11 protein-coding genes and 2 riboswitches are annotated in these 17,237 nt (G+C 40.5%); of the genes, 7 read left to right on the top strand and 4 right to left on the bottom strand.

The features are described 5' to 3' along the window. Positions 1-71 precede the first annotated feature (71 nt). From FCN14_RS01495 to FCN14_RS15665, 4 genes are all read left to right on the top strand, one after another. Positions 72-3,068 carry a lamin tail domain-containing protein gene (locus FCN14_RS01495; protein ID WP_138429319.1) on the top strand — a complete coding sequence of 999 codons (2,997 nt, stop codon included), beginning with the start codon at positions 72-74 and terminating at the stop codon, positions 3,066-3,068. Positions 3,069-3,398: 330 nt separating this feature from the next. Next, positions 3,399-4,217 (top strand): aldo/keto reductase, encoded by an 819-nt coding sequence (locus tag FCN14_RS01500; protein WP_138429320.1) that lies wholly within the window; start codon positions 3,399-3,401, stop codon positions 4,215-4,217. A gap of 89 nt (positions 4,218-4,306) precedes the next feature. Continuing rightward, the gene (locus FCN14_RS15660) at positions 4,307-4,474 is read left to right on the top strand and encodes a hypothetical protein (RefSeq protein ID WP_171032770.1); all 168 of its coding nucleotides are present in this window, start codon (positions 4,307-4,309) and stop codon (positions 4,472-4,474) included. A 1-nt stretch (position 4,475) separates the two neighbouring features. Then, entirely contained in the window at positions 4,476-4,622 is a 147-nt protein-coding gene (locus tag FCN14_RS15665) for a hypothetical protein (RefSeq protein WP_171032771.1), read from the top strand. 6 nt (positions 4,623-4,628) lie between these two features. Here the strand turns inward: FCN14_RS15665 and FCN14_RS01505 are convergent, their stop codons facing one another. From FCN14_RS01505 to FCN14_RS01520, 4 genes are all read right to left on the bottom strand, one after another. After that, positions 4,629-5,348, bottom strand: coding sequence for an acyl-[acyl-carrier-protein] thioesterase (locus FCN14_RS01505; protein ID WP_138429321.1), 720 nt, complete (start codon positions 5,346-5,348; stop codon positions 4,629-4,631). A gap of 109 nt (positions 5,349-5,457) precedes the next feature. Then, positions 5,458-8,499 (bottom strand): efflux RND transporter permease subunit, encoded by a 3,042-nt coding sequence (locus FCN14_RS01510; RefSeq protein ID WP_138429322.1) that lies wholly within the window; start codon positions 8,497-8,499, stop codon positions 5,458-5,460. 10 nt (positions 8,500-8,509) lie between these two features. Continuing rightward, a complete protein-coding gene (locus FCN14_RS01515) occupies positions 8,510-11,803 on the bottom strand; it encodes an efflux RND transporter permease subunit (protein ID WP_138429323.1) in 3,294 nt (1,097 codons plus the stop codon). Between the two features lie 35 nt (positions 11,804-11,838). Beyond that, positions 11,839-12,894, bottom strand: coding sequence for an efflux RND transporter periplasmic adaptor subunit (locus FCN14_RS01520; protein ID WP_138429324.1), 1,056 nt, complete (start codon positions 12,892-12,894; stop codon positions 11,839-11,841). A gap of 502 nt (positions 12,895-13,396) precedes the next feature. Continuing rightward, positions 13,397-13,614: riboswitch (cobalamin riboswitch) on the top strand. Positions 13,615-13,641: 27 nt separating this feature from the next. Between FCN14_RS01520 and FCN14_RS01525 the strand changes: the two genes are divergently transcribed. From FCN14_RS01525 to FCN14_RS01535, 3 genes are all read left to right on the top strand, one after another. Beyond that, positions 13,642-14,829 (top strand): ABC transporter substrate-binding protein, encoded by a 1,188-nt coding sequence (locus FCN14_RS01525; RefSeq protein WP_138429325.1) that lies wholly within the window; start codon positions 13,642-13,644, stop codon positions 14,827-14,829. After that, complete coding sequence (locus FCN14_RS01530; RefSeq protein WP_138429326.1) at positions 14,829-15,905, top strand: iron ABC transporter permease; 1,077 nt, start codon at positions 14,829-14,831, stop codon at positions 15,903-15,905. The genes FCN14_RS01525 and FCN14_RS01530 overlap by 1 nt, the downstream gene beginning before the upstream one ends. A 65-nt stretch (positions 15,906-15,970) precedes the next feature. After that, positions 15,971-16,930 carry an ABC transporter ATP-binding protein gene (locus FCN14_RS01535; RefSeq protein ID WP_171032772.1) on the top strand — a complete coding sequence of 320 codons (960 nt, stop codon included), beginning with the start codon at positions 15,971-15,973 and terminating at the stop codon, positions 16,928-16,930. Between the two features lie 77 nt (positions 16,931-17,007). Next, positions 17,008-17,218, top strand: a riboswitch (cobalamin riboswitch). The last annotated feature ends 19 nt before the right edge of the window (positions 17,219-17,237 follow it).

Genomic DNA, 17,237 nt, shown 5'->3' on the forward strand with positions numbered 1-17,237 from the left:
ATAATTGAAAATTATGGTAAAATACTATTAATTATATGAAAGGTTAGTTAATCAAAATTGACTAAATTTGGATGGCCCTAAAGCTACTGTGTAAAAAGATTTTTAAGACCTGTTTTTTCTTAGTTTTCCTTTTTGGGAGCTTTGCACAGATAAGCTATGGCCAGTCGTTATCATCGGGTGATATCGCCTTTACTGGATTCAAGGTTGAAGACTCTGACGGCTTTGCAGTGGTTTTTTTTGAAAGCGTAGCTGGGGAACAGGAAATTCACTTCAGTGAAGGACCTTGGTTAGGAAATTCATTTGGTAATGAAGCGGGTAATTTTACTTGGAATTCTCCCGCTGGGGGTATTTCAGCAGGAACAGTCCTTTCTTTTCGTGATCTGAATAGTACTCCTTCTGTGAATATTGGTTCTATCACTGATGCTACTAAAATAAACTTATTAGGATCTGGTAGCGTTATTTTCGCATATACCGGTACTGATAAGGACACCCCTAATACTCCAATGCTTGGAGCAATTTCTAATTCAATTGATCATTACAATGGTACTCAAGGGACGTTGTCAGGAACTGGATTAACACAAAACGTTGATGCCATACTGTTAAATGCTGTCACTGGTGGCCAACAGTTTGGTGGAGATCGAAGTAGAAATACAAAAAGTGGATATAGAAAAAAGCTCAATAAAGATGGCAAATGGGAGGAAGCCGATGGAAGTAGTAACCAAGCTTCAAAAGTTTTTCCTTTTGATACTGAATCTTTTAGGATAGTATCTGCTCCAACAGTAGCTTTTTCTTCTGCTAAACTAACTAGTACCGAGGGTAGTACTATTTTACTAATTGTTAAACTCTTAGAATCTACTGCTAGCCCGGTAGATGTTGATATCAGCTTTTTGAGTGATGTGAGTACTGCCAGTTCAGCTGATCTGGATAACTACACCAACACAAAGGTAAGTTTTGGTTCTGGGGCTGTAGATGGTACCAAACAGGGGGTGTCGATAACACTGTCGGAGGACAATAACTTTGAAGGAGATGAAAAAGCAGTATTTGGTCTTCGTAATAATACTTCCGGTTCACTTGTAAAACCAGACGTAATGACGTTGACAATTGCTGATAATGATTCTCCCAAAATTGTAATCAATGAGTTTTTAGCGGATCCTACTGCAGGGAGTGACGGAGATGCCAACGGAGACGGTATCAGAGATGGAGTTGATGATGAATTTATTGAGATTATTAATTCTGAAACCAAAGAAATTGACATTTCCGGTTGGCAGTTATCTAATGATGGGGGAAATAACATAACCTATACCTTTCCTGAGGGTACGATATTACCGGCAGGCAGGGCCATTGTAGTTTTTGGCGGGGGATCTCCATCGGGACAGTTTGGAAGTGCCTTTGTACATACTGCATCTAACTTGAGTTTAACAAATAGTTATGGACAGGTTACTCTCTTAGATAAATCCGGGACTGTTGTTGATAATATTGCATATGAAAAAGAAACAGAAAATGGTCAATCTATAACACGTGCTCCAGATGAGACTGGGGAGGGTATTCCACATTCGCAAGTATCAGATAGTAATGGCGAGTTGTTTTCGCCAGGAACAAAAGTAGATGGCAGTTCTTTTACTAGTGGACATGTAGTAGCACTTCGTGGAAATGAAGGGTGGCGCATGATATCATCGCCCGGTCAAGGAACTACTTTCGAAGATTTGATTGGAGATCTATGGGTGCAAGGCTTTAGTGGTTCTGATGAACTTTCGGGTACAGGAAGCATATTCTCTTGGTCGGAGAAGAATGGAGGAGCATTTGCGACGCCATCCAGTATGTCATCATCGTTGGAAGTCGGTAAAGGATATATCGTATATGTTTTTGAAGATGATGAATTAAATACTTCTGGTATACAAGGAGGGTTTCCAAAATTTATCAGCTCAGATAATATTGATAATAATAGAACTGTAAATGTTCCAGTTTCAGCACATGACGCTGATGAGCAAAATGGTATCGATGGGAATGAAGGCTGGAACTTATTGGGCAATCCATTTGGGACGGATATTTCAGTAGATGCTCTTTTTTCGGCCTTGGAAGCAGCTGGAATGGTAAATACAAATATTTATGTCTGGGATAATAATAAGTCTGGGGGTGCAGATTATGTTGAATTGTCAAAAGGGGATGGTGAACGATTAGCTCCATACCAAGCTTTTTGGGTTCGCTATATGCAAGATGGTATTGATACAGAAGTAATCTTGGACAAAGATAATCTTATGCCCAATGGTAGCACAAATTATTATAAAAAAGAATCTGAAGATTCATTTCAGTTTGGGCTGGAGCTACATGGAACAGAGAAATTTGATACCTATCATTTAGAATTTAATGATCTAGGGGCAATTGACTCGGACCGTTTTGATGGTTATCACTTATTTTCGTTAGATCCGAGTTCTATTAATTTCTATAGTATGTTAAATAGTAATCGTCTTCAAAAAAACGTGCTTCCTCGTAGTTTAGATGCGAATCTGAATATTCCATTATATTTCGAGGCTGGTAGCAGAGAAAAGCTTATACTGCGTTGGAAAAAACTAAAAGGGGTGCCAGAAGATTGGGAGTTTATTCTGGTTGATGAAATGGAAAACCGTGAAATCAATCTTCGAACAACGAATACGTATGAGTTTACAAACTATAATGTTGGAGATGCACAAAAAATCAATCAAAAAGAGAAACTATTAAATAAAGGAAAGGTAAAATCTGAATCTGATGCTCGGTTTACACTGAAAGTTCAACCTAATTCACAGGGGTTATCTTCAGGCGAAATGCCGAATTCTGCAAAATTGAACCCCAACTATCCCAATCCATTTAACCCCACTACTACTATATCATATGAATTGACAAAAGATGCAGAAGTTACACTAACCGTTTGGAATATGATTGGTCAGAAAGTGGCTACCCTTATTGATGGTCCCGCAGAAGCGGGTAGAAATGAAGTAAGCTGGAATGCCAGTAGCATGCCAAGTGGTATATATATTGCCCGTTTTGAAGTTGGAGGGAAGGTTTATACCCGTAAGATGACGCTGATAAAATAAAGTGCAGTGAATATTTATAAAGTGGGAATCAAACCTATGGAAAGGTTGTTGAGCACTACGGTTTGATATTTATTTATAAAAGGTATGCATTGTTTTTGTTGTTAATTTTTTCTTTGTTCAGCATTGCCGGATAGGTCAACGTAGATATCTATTGTTGTTTTAAAGGAATCTTTTTATAGTATCAGATGGTATATTTTGAGAATTAAAGGACATTCAGGAATAGTCTTTCAGATCCGTCTTAGTTTGTATATTTTAGTTCATCGTTAATTAATCCAATATTCGAAGCACTACTTAAATCTCAATAAATACGGAGTATTTCTTTTAACAAAAATGCAATATAAAAATATACAGGGACTTGAGGTTCCGGAGATCGGGCTCGGGACCTATAAGCTACACGACAGAGAGTGTTCAAAAATAGTTCGAACAGCACTCGATCTTGGTTATAGACATATTGATACTGCTCAGATGTACAAAAATGAGCGTGAAATCGGGGAGGCATTGAATGTTTCTAATGTTCCGAGAGAAGATATTTTTCTGAGTACCAAAATATGGCACACTAACCTTGACGCTGATGATGTGTTACAGTCTACTGAGGAGAGTCTCCGCCAATTGGATACCCCATATGTAGATCTTCTGATGATACACTGGCCCAATGATCAATACGATCTTCGGCCAACTATTGAGTCCATGTTGGTGCTCAGAGATCAAGGAAAGGCAATGAATATCGGAGTAAGTAATTTTCCGCTTGATTTGCTCAAAATTGCAAATGATGAAATTCGAGCTCCTATTTTTTGTAACCAGGTTGAGTTCCACCCATTTATTGACCAACTGGATCTGTTGGACTATGCCATTGAGAAAGATATTATGGTTACGGCCTACAGCCCACTAGCTCAAGGAAAGGTTACAGAAAACAAAGAAATGCAGGAAATTGCCGAAAAATACGATAAATCACCGGCACAGATTTCTTTGCGTTGGCTTATCGAGCAGGAAAATGTAGTGGCAATTCCCAAAGCATCGAATGAAGAGCATCTGAAAGAAAACTTTGAAGTTTTTGATTTTTTCCTTGAAGATGAAGATTTCGATAGGATTGACCAGCTAGAGAAAACTACCCGTTTGGTAAATCCAAGCTTTGCTCCGAACTGGGGATAAGGTGTAATACATATCATATTATTTGAGAAAAGGGAACGATTTAGTCGTTCCCTTTTTTATATGGGTGAATTGCAAAATAAATAGGAAATATGCTACAGAAATCGGATTATTTTATTCTTGCCGCAGCACTTCTTTCACTTATTTTTTCTATAACACTTTGGTTCACCGGAAGTACTGAAAGTGCAATATTTGTAGGCTTATGGGTTCCCAGTATACTGGGGTTTGCTAACTATCTGAAAATTAAGAACAATAATTGATATGGAAACCTATCTACTGGGCTTTGGCGTATTTGTAACTATACTTTTCATGATTGGTGTTTTTTATACCGCAAAAGAGTTTAGGGAAATGGAATCTCATCCCGAAGAATATCATCAGGAAAAAGATCATTTGCATACCTCTGAGTAGGGGATACTAAATGACGGCTTCAGCCAGTATTTTGTTGGTTGGTTCTGTCACAACTTGAAGATAGGTATGTTCATCTGTATTCATTTGGCGGGCAATAATCTTATCACCATACGTAGATTCAGCTTTGAAGACGATATCAATATTTTTTATTGGGGTAGAATCAGGTAGACATGAAAACATCCATTCCACAAAACGGACGTTATTGACGTGATTATTCAGATCAAGGTCAGATTTTCGTACGGTAAAATATTTTTTGCTTACCGGTGATTCAATAGGTTGGGAAGGAAACTCATTTTGTTGTAGTACATGATCACTATTTGTGGGTACCTTTTTTAAAATCTCTTCTGGTATGCGGGTGGGGCGGCGACTTTCAATATCTAATATCAGCCAGTAGCTTAGAGCTCGACCTATTATTGTCTCTTTGTTATCCAGTATTAAGAAATCACGATGGGCCCGAAGTCCGTCGCCGCCAGAGGGCCAGGTCTGGATACAAATGGTTTCTCTCCAGTCGGGGAGCCGTTCCATTTGAATGTGAAGTCGGTGAAGTACCCACGTTCTGTTATTTTCTTGAAGGTCAGTAATATCAAATGAAAGCTTACGGGCATGGTTACCGGCAATCTCTTGTAACAAATTTCCTATTGCAGGGAGTGTTGCTTGGTGGTTGCTAGCAACTTCTGATGCGCGGATCTTAAAAGACTCTTTATAGCTAAGTTTTTCGGTATCCATAAAAATGTGCCTTTTTAAAAAAGTGCAAAGTAAGCTTTAAAATCTATTTTAAAAATCACCTTAAGTCAGATACCAGAGGTAAAAGAGGGGTACGTTTAATTAATTAAATTTATGTTCTTTTCGTACCAGTTTGCCATACCCGGCTACCCCATAATTTAATGTCATCCAGGATCAGGTAAATTGCCGGTAAGATAACCAACGTAACAACAGTAGAAAAGGTTAAGCCCCCAACAATAGCCCGTGCCATGGGAAAGTAGGGAGGACCGTCACCGCCAATTTGGGTAGTCCCAAAACAGAGTGGGAGTAATCCCAATACCGTAGTTGCCGCGGTCATTAAAATGGGACGCATACGATCTTTTCCTCCTTTAATGATAGCCTCAAATCGATTCATCCCTGATTCTCGAAGCTGATGAATGTGATCGATAAGTACAATACCATTATTGACCACAATCCCCATCAAGATGAGTATCCCGATCATGGCCATAAATGAAAAGGTTGTACCGGTAACAAAGAAAAACCAGAAAACCCCAATTACGGCAAAGAAAATGGAGGTAATAATACTGGAAGGAAATAGCACAGATTCGAAAAGAGAAGCCATAACCAGGTAGATTAAGAACATAGCCAAAAGCATATTAATAAGCATCTCATCCATTGCTTCCTGATCTTGTTCAAAACTTCTTCCTTGACTCCAGCCGTAGCCGGCAGGGTAATTAATTTGGTCCAAAATAGGGAAGATTCTTTCCTTAGCTTTATTCATAGGCAAATCATCAAGGCTGATTGTAATGCCCATTGAAGTTTGACGGTTTTCTCTGCGGATCGTGCGTGGTCCTACATCCATACGGTAATCAGCTACAGAAGCAAGGGTTACCGTTTCTTCTTGATCTCTTAAAGTAACAGGGAGTTTCATAAGATCTTGAATAGACTGGCGATCAGACTCTTGCAAAGCCAAGACAACATCAGTTTCGCCGTGTTTACCGCGAACCCGGCGTAAGTTTGTACCACGAATAGAACTGGAAACAAGATTAGCAACTTCAGACGTGGATATTCCCATACTGCGGGCCCGTTCCCGGTTAACCATAACTTGAACCTCTTCAGTACCGGTCTCAGCCTCAGATCGGACCTCAGCTATACCCGGGGTGTCTTCCAGGCGCCGGACCACTTCGTTAGCCAGGTTTACCAGTACCTCAGAAGATTCCCCAATAATAAACACCCGGAGTTGTTCTCCACCGGTTCGGTCACGGAATTCAAAGGAAACATCTCCGATAGCAATTTTAGGCAGATTTTCTTCAATCTCCTTTTTTATAGTTTTAACATCTTTTTCTGCTTTATCATCATCGGTAAGTAAGATGGTTGAGGTCGCGTTTTCCGGTTCGAAATAAGAGTACACAGCATCAATTTCGAACTTTTTCTTGTTACTGTAGAGATATTCTTCAATACGGCTCACCGATTGTTCTACACGTTCTACCGTATAACGATCATTAAGTTGATAACGCAAATAGATTTCTCGTGATTCTGAGGAGGGAAACATATCTATATTTGTCATACTCATCGGAATTGCAACACTGAGAAGCGTACCTAATATCAGAAAGCTTGAAGTATATCGGCGCTTTAAAAGCCAATTTAAAGTAGCACTGTACTTTTCTTCAAGTTTTTTAATGATGTTATTTTTCTCTTCCGTTTTTTTCGGTGCTTTAACCTTCGACGTAAATAGGGGAATAATAGTGAGTGAAATAAGCAGAGAGGCCCCTAATGCCAGAATAATGGTAATAGCTACATGATATAGCTGTATGGCAATCATGGAATCCTCGCTGATAATGTTAGGCAAAAATACAATGATTGTTGTTAAGGTACCGGCTGTAACAGCCATTGATACCTGTTTAACACCTCTTTTGGTAGCTTCGACCTTATCGTCGATTAGTTTTTGGTTACGATGGATGTTTTCTGTGACGACAACGGCATTATCAACTAGCATTCCCACAGCCAACATAAGTCCCATCATAGAAAGTATGTTAAGGGACAAATCCATGAAATAAAGTAGTCCCAAGGTAACAATGAGTGAAAAGGGAACAGCCATGGCTACGATGAGGGTGGTGCTAAGTCGCCTCAGGAAGAGGTATAAAATGATGATAGAGAAAAAAGCCCCCAGCAGTCCTGCTTTAAAAAGCTCTGAAAGAGAACTTATAATACCGGTAGCCTGATTATTCATCTCATAGATCTTGATGCCATGCATTTCAGGCAGTTTATTTATTTCTTCAATTTCGGTAAGTACCTTGTCACCTATTTCCACTGTATTAGCACCCGATTCTTTAAATACATCAAGACCAATGGCATAAGTTTGATCTAAATGACGGCCATAATCTCTATCGGGTTTACCATAGCCGACAGTAGCTATATCTTTTAGTTGCAGATTATTAGGACCAATAACAAGACGGGCAAATTCAGCAGGATTGGTCAGTTCTCCCGTTGGACGAACCATATACCGCTTGCCGGCATCTTCAACTTTGCCGGCTGTGACTGAGAAATTACTTCTTCGCAGTTTTTGCGTGAGCTCATTGAGATTTACCTTGTGAGCTTTAAGTCGGTCAGGAATAAGTTCAATGCGAATTTGCTTCTGTTCAACACCGTATAAATCTACTTTTGCAATACCATTAATACGCTCAATACGTTGTTTTAGATTGCGGTTAAGTAGATCATAGGCATTTGAAAGATTCCGCTTGCTGGAGATGCGAAGTTTCATCATCGGGTTATCTTGCGCAGAAAACTTATTGATGCTAAACCGCTCCATATCATCGGGTAACTGGTTGCGTATTCCATCAATTTTTTCTTTAACCTCCATCGCCTTCATGCTAATGTTGGATCCCATCTTAAACTGCACGAAAATGCCTGCCTGATTTTCACTGGAGGTAGAATTCATGCGTTCCAGCCCACTAATTGTTGCCAGGGCTTCTTCGATGGGGCGGGTTATATTTCGTTCTACTTCTTCAGGTGTAGAATTAGGATAGGGTACCGATATATAGGCACCGGGAAAAGAGATATCCGGGAAGTACTCAAGGGGTACCATTCGACTGGCAATAATGCCGATAACGACAAAGCTTATAAACACCATGATGGTGGTTACCGGACGACGAAGTGAGAGATCAGTGAAATTCATAAGGTATCCCTCAGTTTTTAGAGGTTGATGATTCTTCTGATACAGCGATATTGTACACCTTGCGATCCATAATGGCATACATCGTTGGTATAACTACAAGTGTCAGTAGAGTAGATACTATGAGGCCGGCTATGACTGTAATAGCCATTGGGGCACGAAGCTCGGCACCATCTCCAATCCCTATTGCCAGGGGTAGCAGGCCCAGAGTTGTTGTCAGAGTTGTCATAAGAATAGGACGCAATCTCGATTTTCCTCCTTCCAAAATTGCTTGAATCTTATCTTTACCTCGTTCCCGAAGTTGGTTAATTAAGTCAATGAGTACGATCGCATTATTTACTACGATTCCTACCAGTAAGATGAGGCCGATGAAAACGACCACGCTAATGGTTGATCCGGTAAGCCATAATCCAAGAATTGCACCAACAAGGGCAAGGGGGATAGTGAAAAGAATTATGAACGGATGCATTAATGATTCAAACTGTGAGGCCATTACCAGGTAAACCAGGAAGACAGCCAGAGAAAGGGCGAAAATAAGTGATTGAAATGAATCTGCCATCTCCTCGTTTTGACCGCTTACGCGTGCTTGTAAGCCGGTAGGAATGGTAGTTTCATCAATCACAGATCTAATTTCTTCGGCAGCAGTAGCAAGGTCACCATAACTTAGATTCGCTGATACGATGGCTACGCGTTGTTGGGCAACACGCCTAATCTCGCTCGGGCCTGTTGCAACCTCAATATTAGCAATACTAGACAATGGAATAGCAGCATTGCTATTGGGATTGATAATGAGGTTCCTGATATCATCAACCGTTGAGCGATCCTGCTTTTTAGCTCTGACAAGAACATCAATTTTTTGATCTCGCCAAGAGTAACGAGTGGCAATATCACCTCGCACTTTACTGACAACAAGGTCTGCTACTTCATAAACCTGCAGTCCTAATGCAGCAGCTTTGGGGCGATCAAAAGTGACCTGTATTTCAGGACTACCTTGCTCCATGGTAGATTTAACATCGGCAAAACGGGAATTAGAACTGAGCTTTGTACGGATTCGATCACTTACTTTTTTGAGGTTGTCCAGGTCATAGCCTGAAATTTCAACTTCGACAGGAGTTTTAAAGGTAAAAAGAGCAGGACGCGAAAATTTATATTCTAGCCCTGGAATGCGTTGGAGATCCAGCCTGAGCTCATCTATTGTACTTTCTTCAAGTGAACGTCCGGCTCCACTGCTTAGGGTTACATTGAGTTCACCCCAATTTTCTCCACCTTGATTTGGATTGGCATCCATTTGATTACCAGTACCGGCAACAGCAAAGGTGGCATCAATAGAAGAGACATCATTCGCTGCATTCTGTACCATTTGAAGAGCACGGTCAGTTTGTTCAATTGGCGTCCCCGGGGGCATCTGAAATTCTACATTAAACTCCCCTTGTGATAGGGAGGGTATTAGTTCCATGCCTAGCTGGGGAACCAGCATTAATGTTCCTAAGAGAGATAAGAATGCAAACGAGATAACGGTGAATCGGTGACGTAGAGACCATTTTAGAACATCTGGATACCAGTTTTCAATAGCTGTATATCCTTTATCAAAAGCATTGAGAAAAGGTTTAAGCACAAACATTATACCTTTACTTAACCAGCGTACAATTTTGCTGAATACACCAATTATAAAAGAAGGTATAGTTTCAAAGATAAAGATACGTGCTGCACGCATCCATCGTCCTACCATTGTTCGTGGTTTACGAAGTTCTGGTTTTTTCACCTTAGCTCTTTCACGACCGGCTAATGAAGATAGCATCGGTATTAGTGTGATTGCAACAACCAGTGAAGCCAGCAATGAGAAGGTTACCGTAAGAGCTTGGTCTCTAAACAGCTGTCCGGCAATACCATGTACAAAAACAAGTGGGAAGAACACAGCTATTGTGGTAAGGGTAGAGGCGATCACAGCAGTTCCTACTTCTCCTGCACCGTCTTTGGCAGATTGTATGGGGCCTTTGCCCATTTCTTTATGTCTCGAAATATTTTCAAGTACTACAATAGAGTTATCAACCAGCAGCCCGATACCTAGGGCAATACCTCCGAGCGACATAATATTAAGAGTAATATCGTTTCCATACATTAGGTTAAAAGTGGCAATAACGGAGACAGGAATTGATAGAGAAATAATTACCGTTGTCCAGAAATTACGAAGGAAGAGAAACAAGATAACAATTGCTAAAATACCACCAATAATACCTGCATTAACGACTTCACTTACGGCCGATGAAATATAAGTCGATTGATCATATACTTTAGTTACAGCCATATCCTTAGGCAAATGATCTGATACAGCTCCCATTTTAGACTGTACATTACTTGCTACATTTACAGTATTTGCATCTCCCTCTTTGTAGATGGCGATTTCAACTGCTTCCTGTCCGTTCAGTCGCGATATTGCTTCCCGTTCTTTATATCCCTGCTCAATAGTGGCAACATCTTTAAGGTAAACGGGGGATCCATTTTGGGTTGTGATAACGACGTTACGAATATTATCTACAGTTTTAAACTGGTTTAGCGTTCGCACCAAATACTGTTGGTTACCCTCTTCCAGGCGTCCGCCGGAGAGATTCACATTCTCGGCATCAAGTACCTGTGTTACTTGCGATATGGGGATATTTAAATGAGACAGCCGATCTTGATTAATAGATACCTGTATTTCTTCTTCAAGTCCACCACTTATCTTAATAGAGGCAACCCCCTGAGAAGATTGCAGATCTTTTTTTATCTGTTCTTCTGCAAACCGACGAAGCTTTTTAAGCTTATTGATATGAGAATTTGTAGGTTGTTTACTGTCTAAACTCGCATAATTGACATCCTGTTGCCTTTCATTACCATCCTTTATATAGAATGCATATCGCATAATTGGATCCAGGGTGGGGTCGAAACGCAGAATAACGGGACGTTCAACTTCAAGAGGTAATTGCAGGGCATCAAGCTTCTCGCGCACATCAATACTTGCAAAATCCATGTCGGTGCCCCAGGCAAATTCAAGGGTCACATCAGACTGTCCCGACCGGGAAATAGATCGAACTTGCTGCACATCTTTAACAACGCCCAGTGCTTCTTCTACTGGTTTTGATACCAGGTTTTCAACTTCAGCAGGAGCAGCACCTTCAAATTCAGTACGTACCGTCAGGGTAGGGTAACTCAGTTCTGGAAGCAAGTTAATATTGAGTCGGCTTAATGAGACGAAACCGAATAAAATGATGCCAATGGTAAACATGGCAATCGTCACTTTTCGGCGGATAGAAAAATCAATCAATTTCATTTTAGATACCCCTTTTTGTGTGAAAAATCGGCTAATTAATAGGAGACAACGTCTACCAAGGCACTATCTTGAAGGCTGTTTTGGCCCACTGTTACTACGGTATCGGAAGGACTTAAGCCTTCTAATACTTCAATGTTTTCTCCATTAATGTAGCCAGTACGTACATTCCTACGATAGGCCATATTATTATTAATGATATAGACACTACTGGTTCCGTCTTCAGTCATTACTGAGTTTTTGGGAACCATCAGCGTATTCTGATGGGTATCGTAGACAATACGGACCCGGCCAAACATCCCCGGTTTTAATTGTCGAGATTCATCTTTTATTGAAACTGTTACCTTAAATGTCCCAGTTTCAGCATTAACAACCGGACTTATCCGCAAGACATTACCTGAGAAAATTTTGCCGGGAATAGCATCTACTTTAATATTTGCTGGTTGTCCCTTTTCAAGTTTATTCATCTCATGTTCAGGAACATTAAGTACGGCCAAGAGGGGGTCAAAATCGGTAATTTGGAATACTTCCTGATCGGTGTTTATCATATTTCCAACTTTAATCATACGATCAGAGATGATACCATCAATAGGGGCTGTTATCTTAGTGTGTTTGACTTGGAGTTGAGCCAGCTCATAGGCAGATTTTTGAGCTTGGTATTCATACTTGGCATTTTCATACTCTTGTGCACTGATAAGTTCTTTCTGGTACAGCTCTTTTTTGCGATTGAGCTCGTTCTTAAGCCGATCCATTGTTGCTTTTGCTTGTTGGGCTTCAAGTTTAAGTTGCTCATCTTCGAGTTGTACCAGTAGATCTCCGGTATTAACTACATCTCCTTCTTCGACATGAAGCGTTTCTACAATGCCTCGAACTTTTGCTACTACTGTAGCTTCTTCATCTGCCTCCAGCGTGGCAGTGCTGGAGTAATGAGCAGCGATATCGCCCTTATTAGCAATTGCTACTTCTACGGGAATAGTTGCGGTAGAATCTTTATCAGTCACCTCTTTTGACTGGGATTCGGTACTACAAGAATAGATGAATGTTGCGGACCAAACTAATACACCTAAAGTCAACCATTTTGCTGAATTATTCATACTAAAACCAGTTTGAAAAGATTTAGAATTTTTAACCTACTTGGTTTCCATTACGCACCAATTCAGAAATTTGTTACGAAAAAAAATAAGTTTAAGGGTGGCTTGGTATTGAAAGAAGGAGAGAAATGAAGCGGGAAAAGCTAACAATATGGCTTATAAAAGGTTTTAAGGGTGATTATTTGGTTTTTAACTCCATCCCCTGAATCAGGATAGAAACATAAATAGATTAATCTACTTTTTTAGTTCTGGTATAGAAGGGAAAGGAATTTATCGTTTATAATTTTCAACAGCTAGGCAAGATTTTTACCCAGATGCCCCAGGAGGGGGGCAACAGTTATAACTAATCCCAAAATCAAAATAATATATCTCTATTCATCACTTAAAATCTTAATTATTTTACTAAATAGTATGAACCCTTACTAATTCTGGAATAGAAATTTGAGTATTTCTTTGTTGGCTTATGACTCAGAATACCGTTATTATTATGAATCTTATAATTTTAATGTACTGATTCAATAAAGGTCTGCATTGTGATCAATGTAGTTAAAATGGGAATTCGGTGATCAACCTATTGTCTTGGTTGAAAGTCCGGAGCAGTCCCCGCTGCTGTAAGCTCCATGAACTTTGTGATGCTGAAATCCACTATCTGTCTGCGGCAGATGGGAAGGTTATCATAAAAGAGGAGTAAGCCAGAAGACCTGCCCGTATTGATGACGGAAAAAGCTCTCGGGAGAAAGAGCCGTATCCATGTTTCTCAAACGTCTTTACTGTTTCTGTTTTTATATATTGCTCATCGGACTTTTTTCGGTTGGAATATCATTAACTGCCTGTCAACAAGCGAAAGAAAAGTCTAACACCACTTATTCGCCCCCTGATTCTGTTTACTTTCAGGATCAAGTGCATGCAAAATTTGCTGAGGGCTTTCAGATCCAATATCACAACAATTATAAACTCCTCGAAATTCTAAAACCTTTCCAAGATAAGGTTGATACTTTGCGCTATGCCTTAATTCCCCGAGAATTGGAAGGCAAAGTAGAGGTGGGAGATGCTCGTAAAATTACTATCCCCGTTCAAAGTATGATTGCAAGTTCTACGACCCATATTGGACTTATTGAGATGCTGGAAGCTAACGATATTCTTTCCGGGATGGTGGGGGCTGAATATGTGTACAGTCCCAAAGTTCGAAAGGGAATCGAGAATGGTGATATTATGAGTTTGCTGCAGGGAGAGGTCAATAAAGAAAAGGTACTGGAGCTTAACCCGGACGTTTTAATGATTTCGGGAGGACAGTCGTCACAATTTGATAATTACCGTGTTCTTATTGACTCGGGCATCAACATCTTGGTAAACTCTGAATGGCTGGAAACAACTCCACTTGGTAAAGCAGAATGGATGAAAGTAATGGCCGCTTTATTGAATAAAGAAAAGTTGGCTAACAAAAAGTTCAATGCCGTTGTTAAGCGGTATAATAAATTGAAAGCTGCTATCGATACTGTGTCTCAGAAACCATTGATTATTAATAGTATGCCGTATAAAGGAGCATGGTTTGTATCGGCTGGCGACAGTTTTGCTGCCCGTTTTTTAAAAGATGCCGGAGCTGACTACCCTTGGTTAGATACCGAAGGCACAGGAGGGTTACGCAAGAGTTTTGAGGTGGTATATGAAAAGGGATTAGAAGCAGATATTTGGTTGAATCCGGGATCAGCCCAATCCAAAGAAGATATTTTGGCAAAAGACAGTCGGTTTAAAGATTTCAAATCTTTTAAAACCGGAAAAATATACAACAATAATAAACGACAGCATCCCAAAGGTGGAAATGACTACTGGGAATCGGGGGTAGTTAATCCAGATATCTTGTTAGCTGATTTGATCAAGATTTTACATCCTCAAGTAGTTCCGGATCATAAACTCTATTACTATCAGAAAATCAAGTAATGGGTAGATCAATAGCCGATCAAACAAAACAGTATGGAGTGGGAATACGACCGCTTTATCTATTTTTTTTAATAGGTGGGGTTGGAGTACTATTTTTGTTGAATTTAGCCCTTGGTTCGGTGGACATTCCTCTGGAAGCAATTGTACAAATTCTTTTGGGGGTTGATGCAGGACAAGATTCTTGGCATAAAATTGTGATTAATATTCGTCTACCGCGAGCTGTAACAGCCATTTTAGCGGGTAGTGCCCTAGCTGTTGGGGGGCTACAGATGCAAACACTTTTTCGAAACCCACTGGCGGGTCCATCAGTACTGGGCATTACTGCCGGAGCCAGCCTTGGGGTAGCAGTGGTAATGCTGGCCGCAGGCACTATTACAAGTATATTTGCCATTCAACAGTTATCAGCCATGGGAAGCTGGATTATCGTATTAGCTGCCAGTTTGGGCTCGGCAGTAGTGCTGTTATTAATTCTATTGATCTCTATCAAGGTTAGAGATAATGTAACTCTTCTTATTATTGGGTTAATGATTGGGAATGTGACGATCGCCATAGTAAGCATCTGGCAGTATTTTAGCCGACCTGAACAGATACAGGATTATCTGATTTGGACATTTGGAAGCTTGGGCGGTGTGCCACTTGACCAACTATGGATATTAGCACTCGTTGCTATTTTGGGTAGTGGTATTGCACTGGTATTATCTAAATCTTTAAACGGCTTGTTACTCGGTGAAAACTATGCCCGAAGTATGGGGCTTTCTGTTACTAGTACACGAATATGGATTATTGTGAGTACAAGTATATTGGCGGGGGGAATCACCGCTTTTTGTGGTCCTATCGGTTTTGTGGGGATCGCTGTACCTCATTTGACTCGTTCACTTTTGGGAACCAACGATCACCGGGTATTGATACCAAGCACGCTTCTTATGGGAGCCATATTGCTGTTAGCCTGTGATATTATTGCACAGGTACCGGGGTCAACAACAACCCTGCCCATTAGTGCTGTTACTTCACTGATAGGGTCACCAGTGGTGATCTGGGTGATTATCGAACGCAAAAACCTACAGGCCTCATTTTGATGGCATTTGAACAACAGATCATATCGACTAAAGGTTTAAGCATTGGTTTTCCAGCCCGCAGAGCTATGAAGTCGCCAACAGTTGTTGCATCTGGTATAAATGTAGCGTTAAATAGTGGTGAAATAGTATGCTTGCTGGGTCCCAACGGTTCGGGTAAGTCAACACTTATCAGAACGTTGACAGGCTTACATTACCCACTTGGAGGGACAGTAGAACTGGAAAATAAAAAGTTGAAATCGTTCTCTACCAAGCAGATTGCTAGAAAAGTGAGTACAGTACTTACTGATCGGCTAACAATCGGTAATTTAAGTGTCTATGAACTGGTTTCCTTTGGAAGGTCACCTTATACCGGCTGGTTTGGCTCACTTAGCCAGCAAGATGAAGAAGTCGTGCAATGGGCTATAGAATCAACAGGAATTGGACAGTTTGTTAATCGGGATGTCTTGCGCTTGAGTGATGGGGAACGCCAAAAAGTAATGATTGCTCGCGCACTGGCACAAAATACCTCGGCCATTATGCTCGATGAACCAACTGCACATCTGGACCTACCTAATAGGGTAGAGATTATTAGACTCCTGCGGGAGTTGGCTCACGATACCCAAAAAGGGATTTTACTGTCTACTCATGAGCTGGATTTAGCCTTAAAGGCTGCCGATACCTTATGGCTTATTGATATGAATGGGAATGTGGTAACAGGTACTCCAGAGGACCTGGTATTGGATGGTACTTTTGAGTCTGTATTTGAACGGGACAGTTTCGAATTCGATCGTAGTACAGGATCCTTTAAATTGCTTCACCCTAAAAAAGCGCCTGTTTACTTGCATGGTGATGCTGTAGGACAGTTTTGGACACGGCGAGCCCTGGAACGATCAGGATACCAAGTCAAAGAGTCGAACGGTACTGATATTCAAGTAGAAGTGAAGCGTTTAAAAGATGATTTCAAGTGGACGCTCCGTTGTTGTGAAGATCAGTTTGAATGTGATTCAATTGAGGAGGTATTGGAGCAGTTGTTTCAATATTGCTAGAAACCCTAGCTAATATTTTAAAATTATAATGGGTAATACGTTTTTATTTTCTCATTAAAGCTTATACCTTTAAGCGCTCTTTGAAATAGTGATTCGGTTCCCCATTAATACTGGGGTGAAAAGGGAATTTCGTGCACGAGCATATCGCTTGGAAATCGAAAGCTGTACCCGCAACTGTAATTCCGTATAACACTGTCGCATATCTTTGTGCCACTATTAGCCATTTGGCAAATGGGAAGGCCCGACAGTTGGAAAAGCCAGGAGACCTGCCAATCTATTCTATTTCGAGGAACTTTCGGGAGTTAAA

The organism is Fodinibius saliphilus, from assembly GCF_005869845.1.
In the GTDB taxonomy this organism is placed as follows: domain Bacteria; phylum Bacteroidota; class Rhodothermia; order Balneolales; family Balneolaceae; genus Fodinibius; species Fodinibius saliphilus.

What these genes read in the sequence shown, in the direction of transcription:
- FCN14_RS01495 (WP_138429319.1), top strand. Translation starts at nt 72, where the DNA reads ATGGCCCTAAAGCTACTGTGTAAAAAGATTTTTAAGACCTGTTTTTTC.
- FCN14_RS01500 (WP_138429320.1), top strand. Translation starts at nt 3,399, where the DNA reads ATGCAATATAAAAATATACAGGGACTTGAGGTTCCGGAGATCGGGCTC.
- FCN14_RS15660 (WP_171032770.1), top strand. Translation starts at nt 4,307, where the DNA reads ATGCTACAGAAATCGGATTATTTTATTCTTGCCGCAGCACTTCTTTCA.
- FCN14_RS15665 (WP_171032771.1), top strand. Translation starts at nt 4,476, where the DNA reads ATGGAAACCTATCTACTGGGCTTTGGCGTATTTGTAACTATACTTTTC.
- FCN14_RS01505 (WP_138429321.1), bottom strand. Translation starts at nt 5,348, where the DNA reads ATGGATACCGAAAAACTTAGCTATAAAGAGTCTTTTAAGATCCGCGCA.
- FCN14_RS01510 (WP_138429322.1), bottom strand. Translation starts at nt 8,499, where the DNA reads ATGAATTTCACTGATCTCTCACTTCGTCGTCCGGTAACCACCATCATG.
- FCN14_RS01515 (WP_138429323.1), bottom strand. Translation starts at nt 11,803, where the DNA reads ATGAAATTGATTGATTTTTCTATCCGCCGAAAAGTGACGATTGCCATG.
- FCN14_RS01520 (WP_138429324.1), bottom strand. Translation starts at nt 12,894, where the DNA reads ATGAATAATTCAGCAAAATGGTTGACTTTAGGTGTATTAGTTTGGTCC.
- FCN14_RS01525 (WP_138429325.1), top strand. Translation starts at nt 13,642, where the DNA reads ATGTTTCTCAAACGTCTTTACTGTTTCTGTTTTTATATATTGCTCATC.
- FCN14_RS01530 (WP_138429326.1), top strand. Translation starts at nt 14,829, where the DNA reads ATGGGTAGATCAATAGCCGATCAAACAAAACAGTATGGAGTGGGAATA.
- FCN14_RS01535 (WP_171032772.1), top strand. Translation starts at nt 15,971, where the DNA reads ATGAAGTCGCCAACAGTTGTTGCATCTGGTATAAATGTAGCGTTAAAT.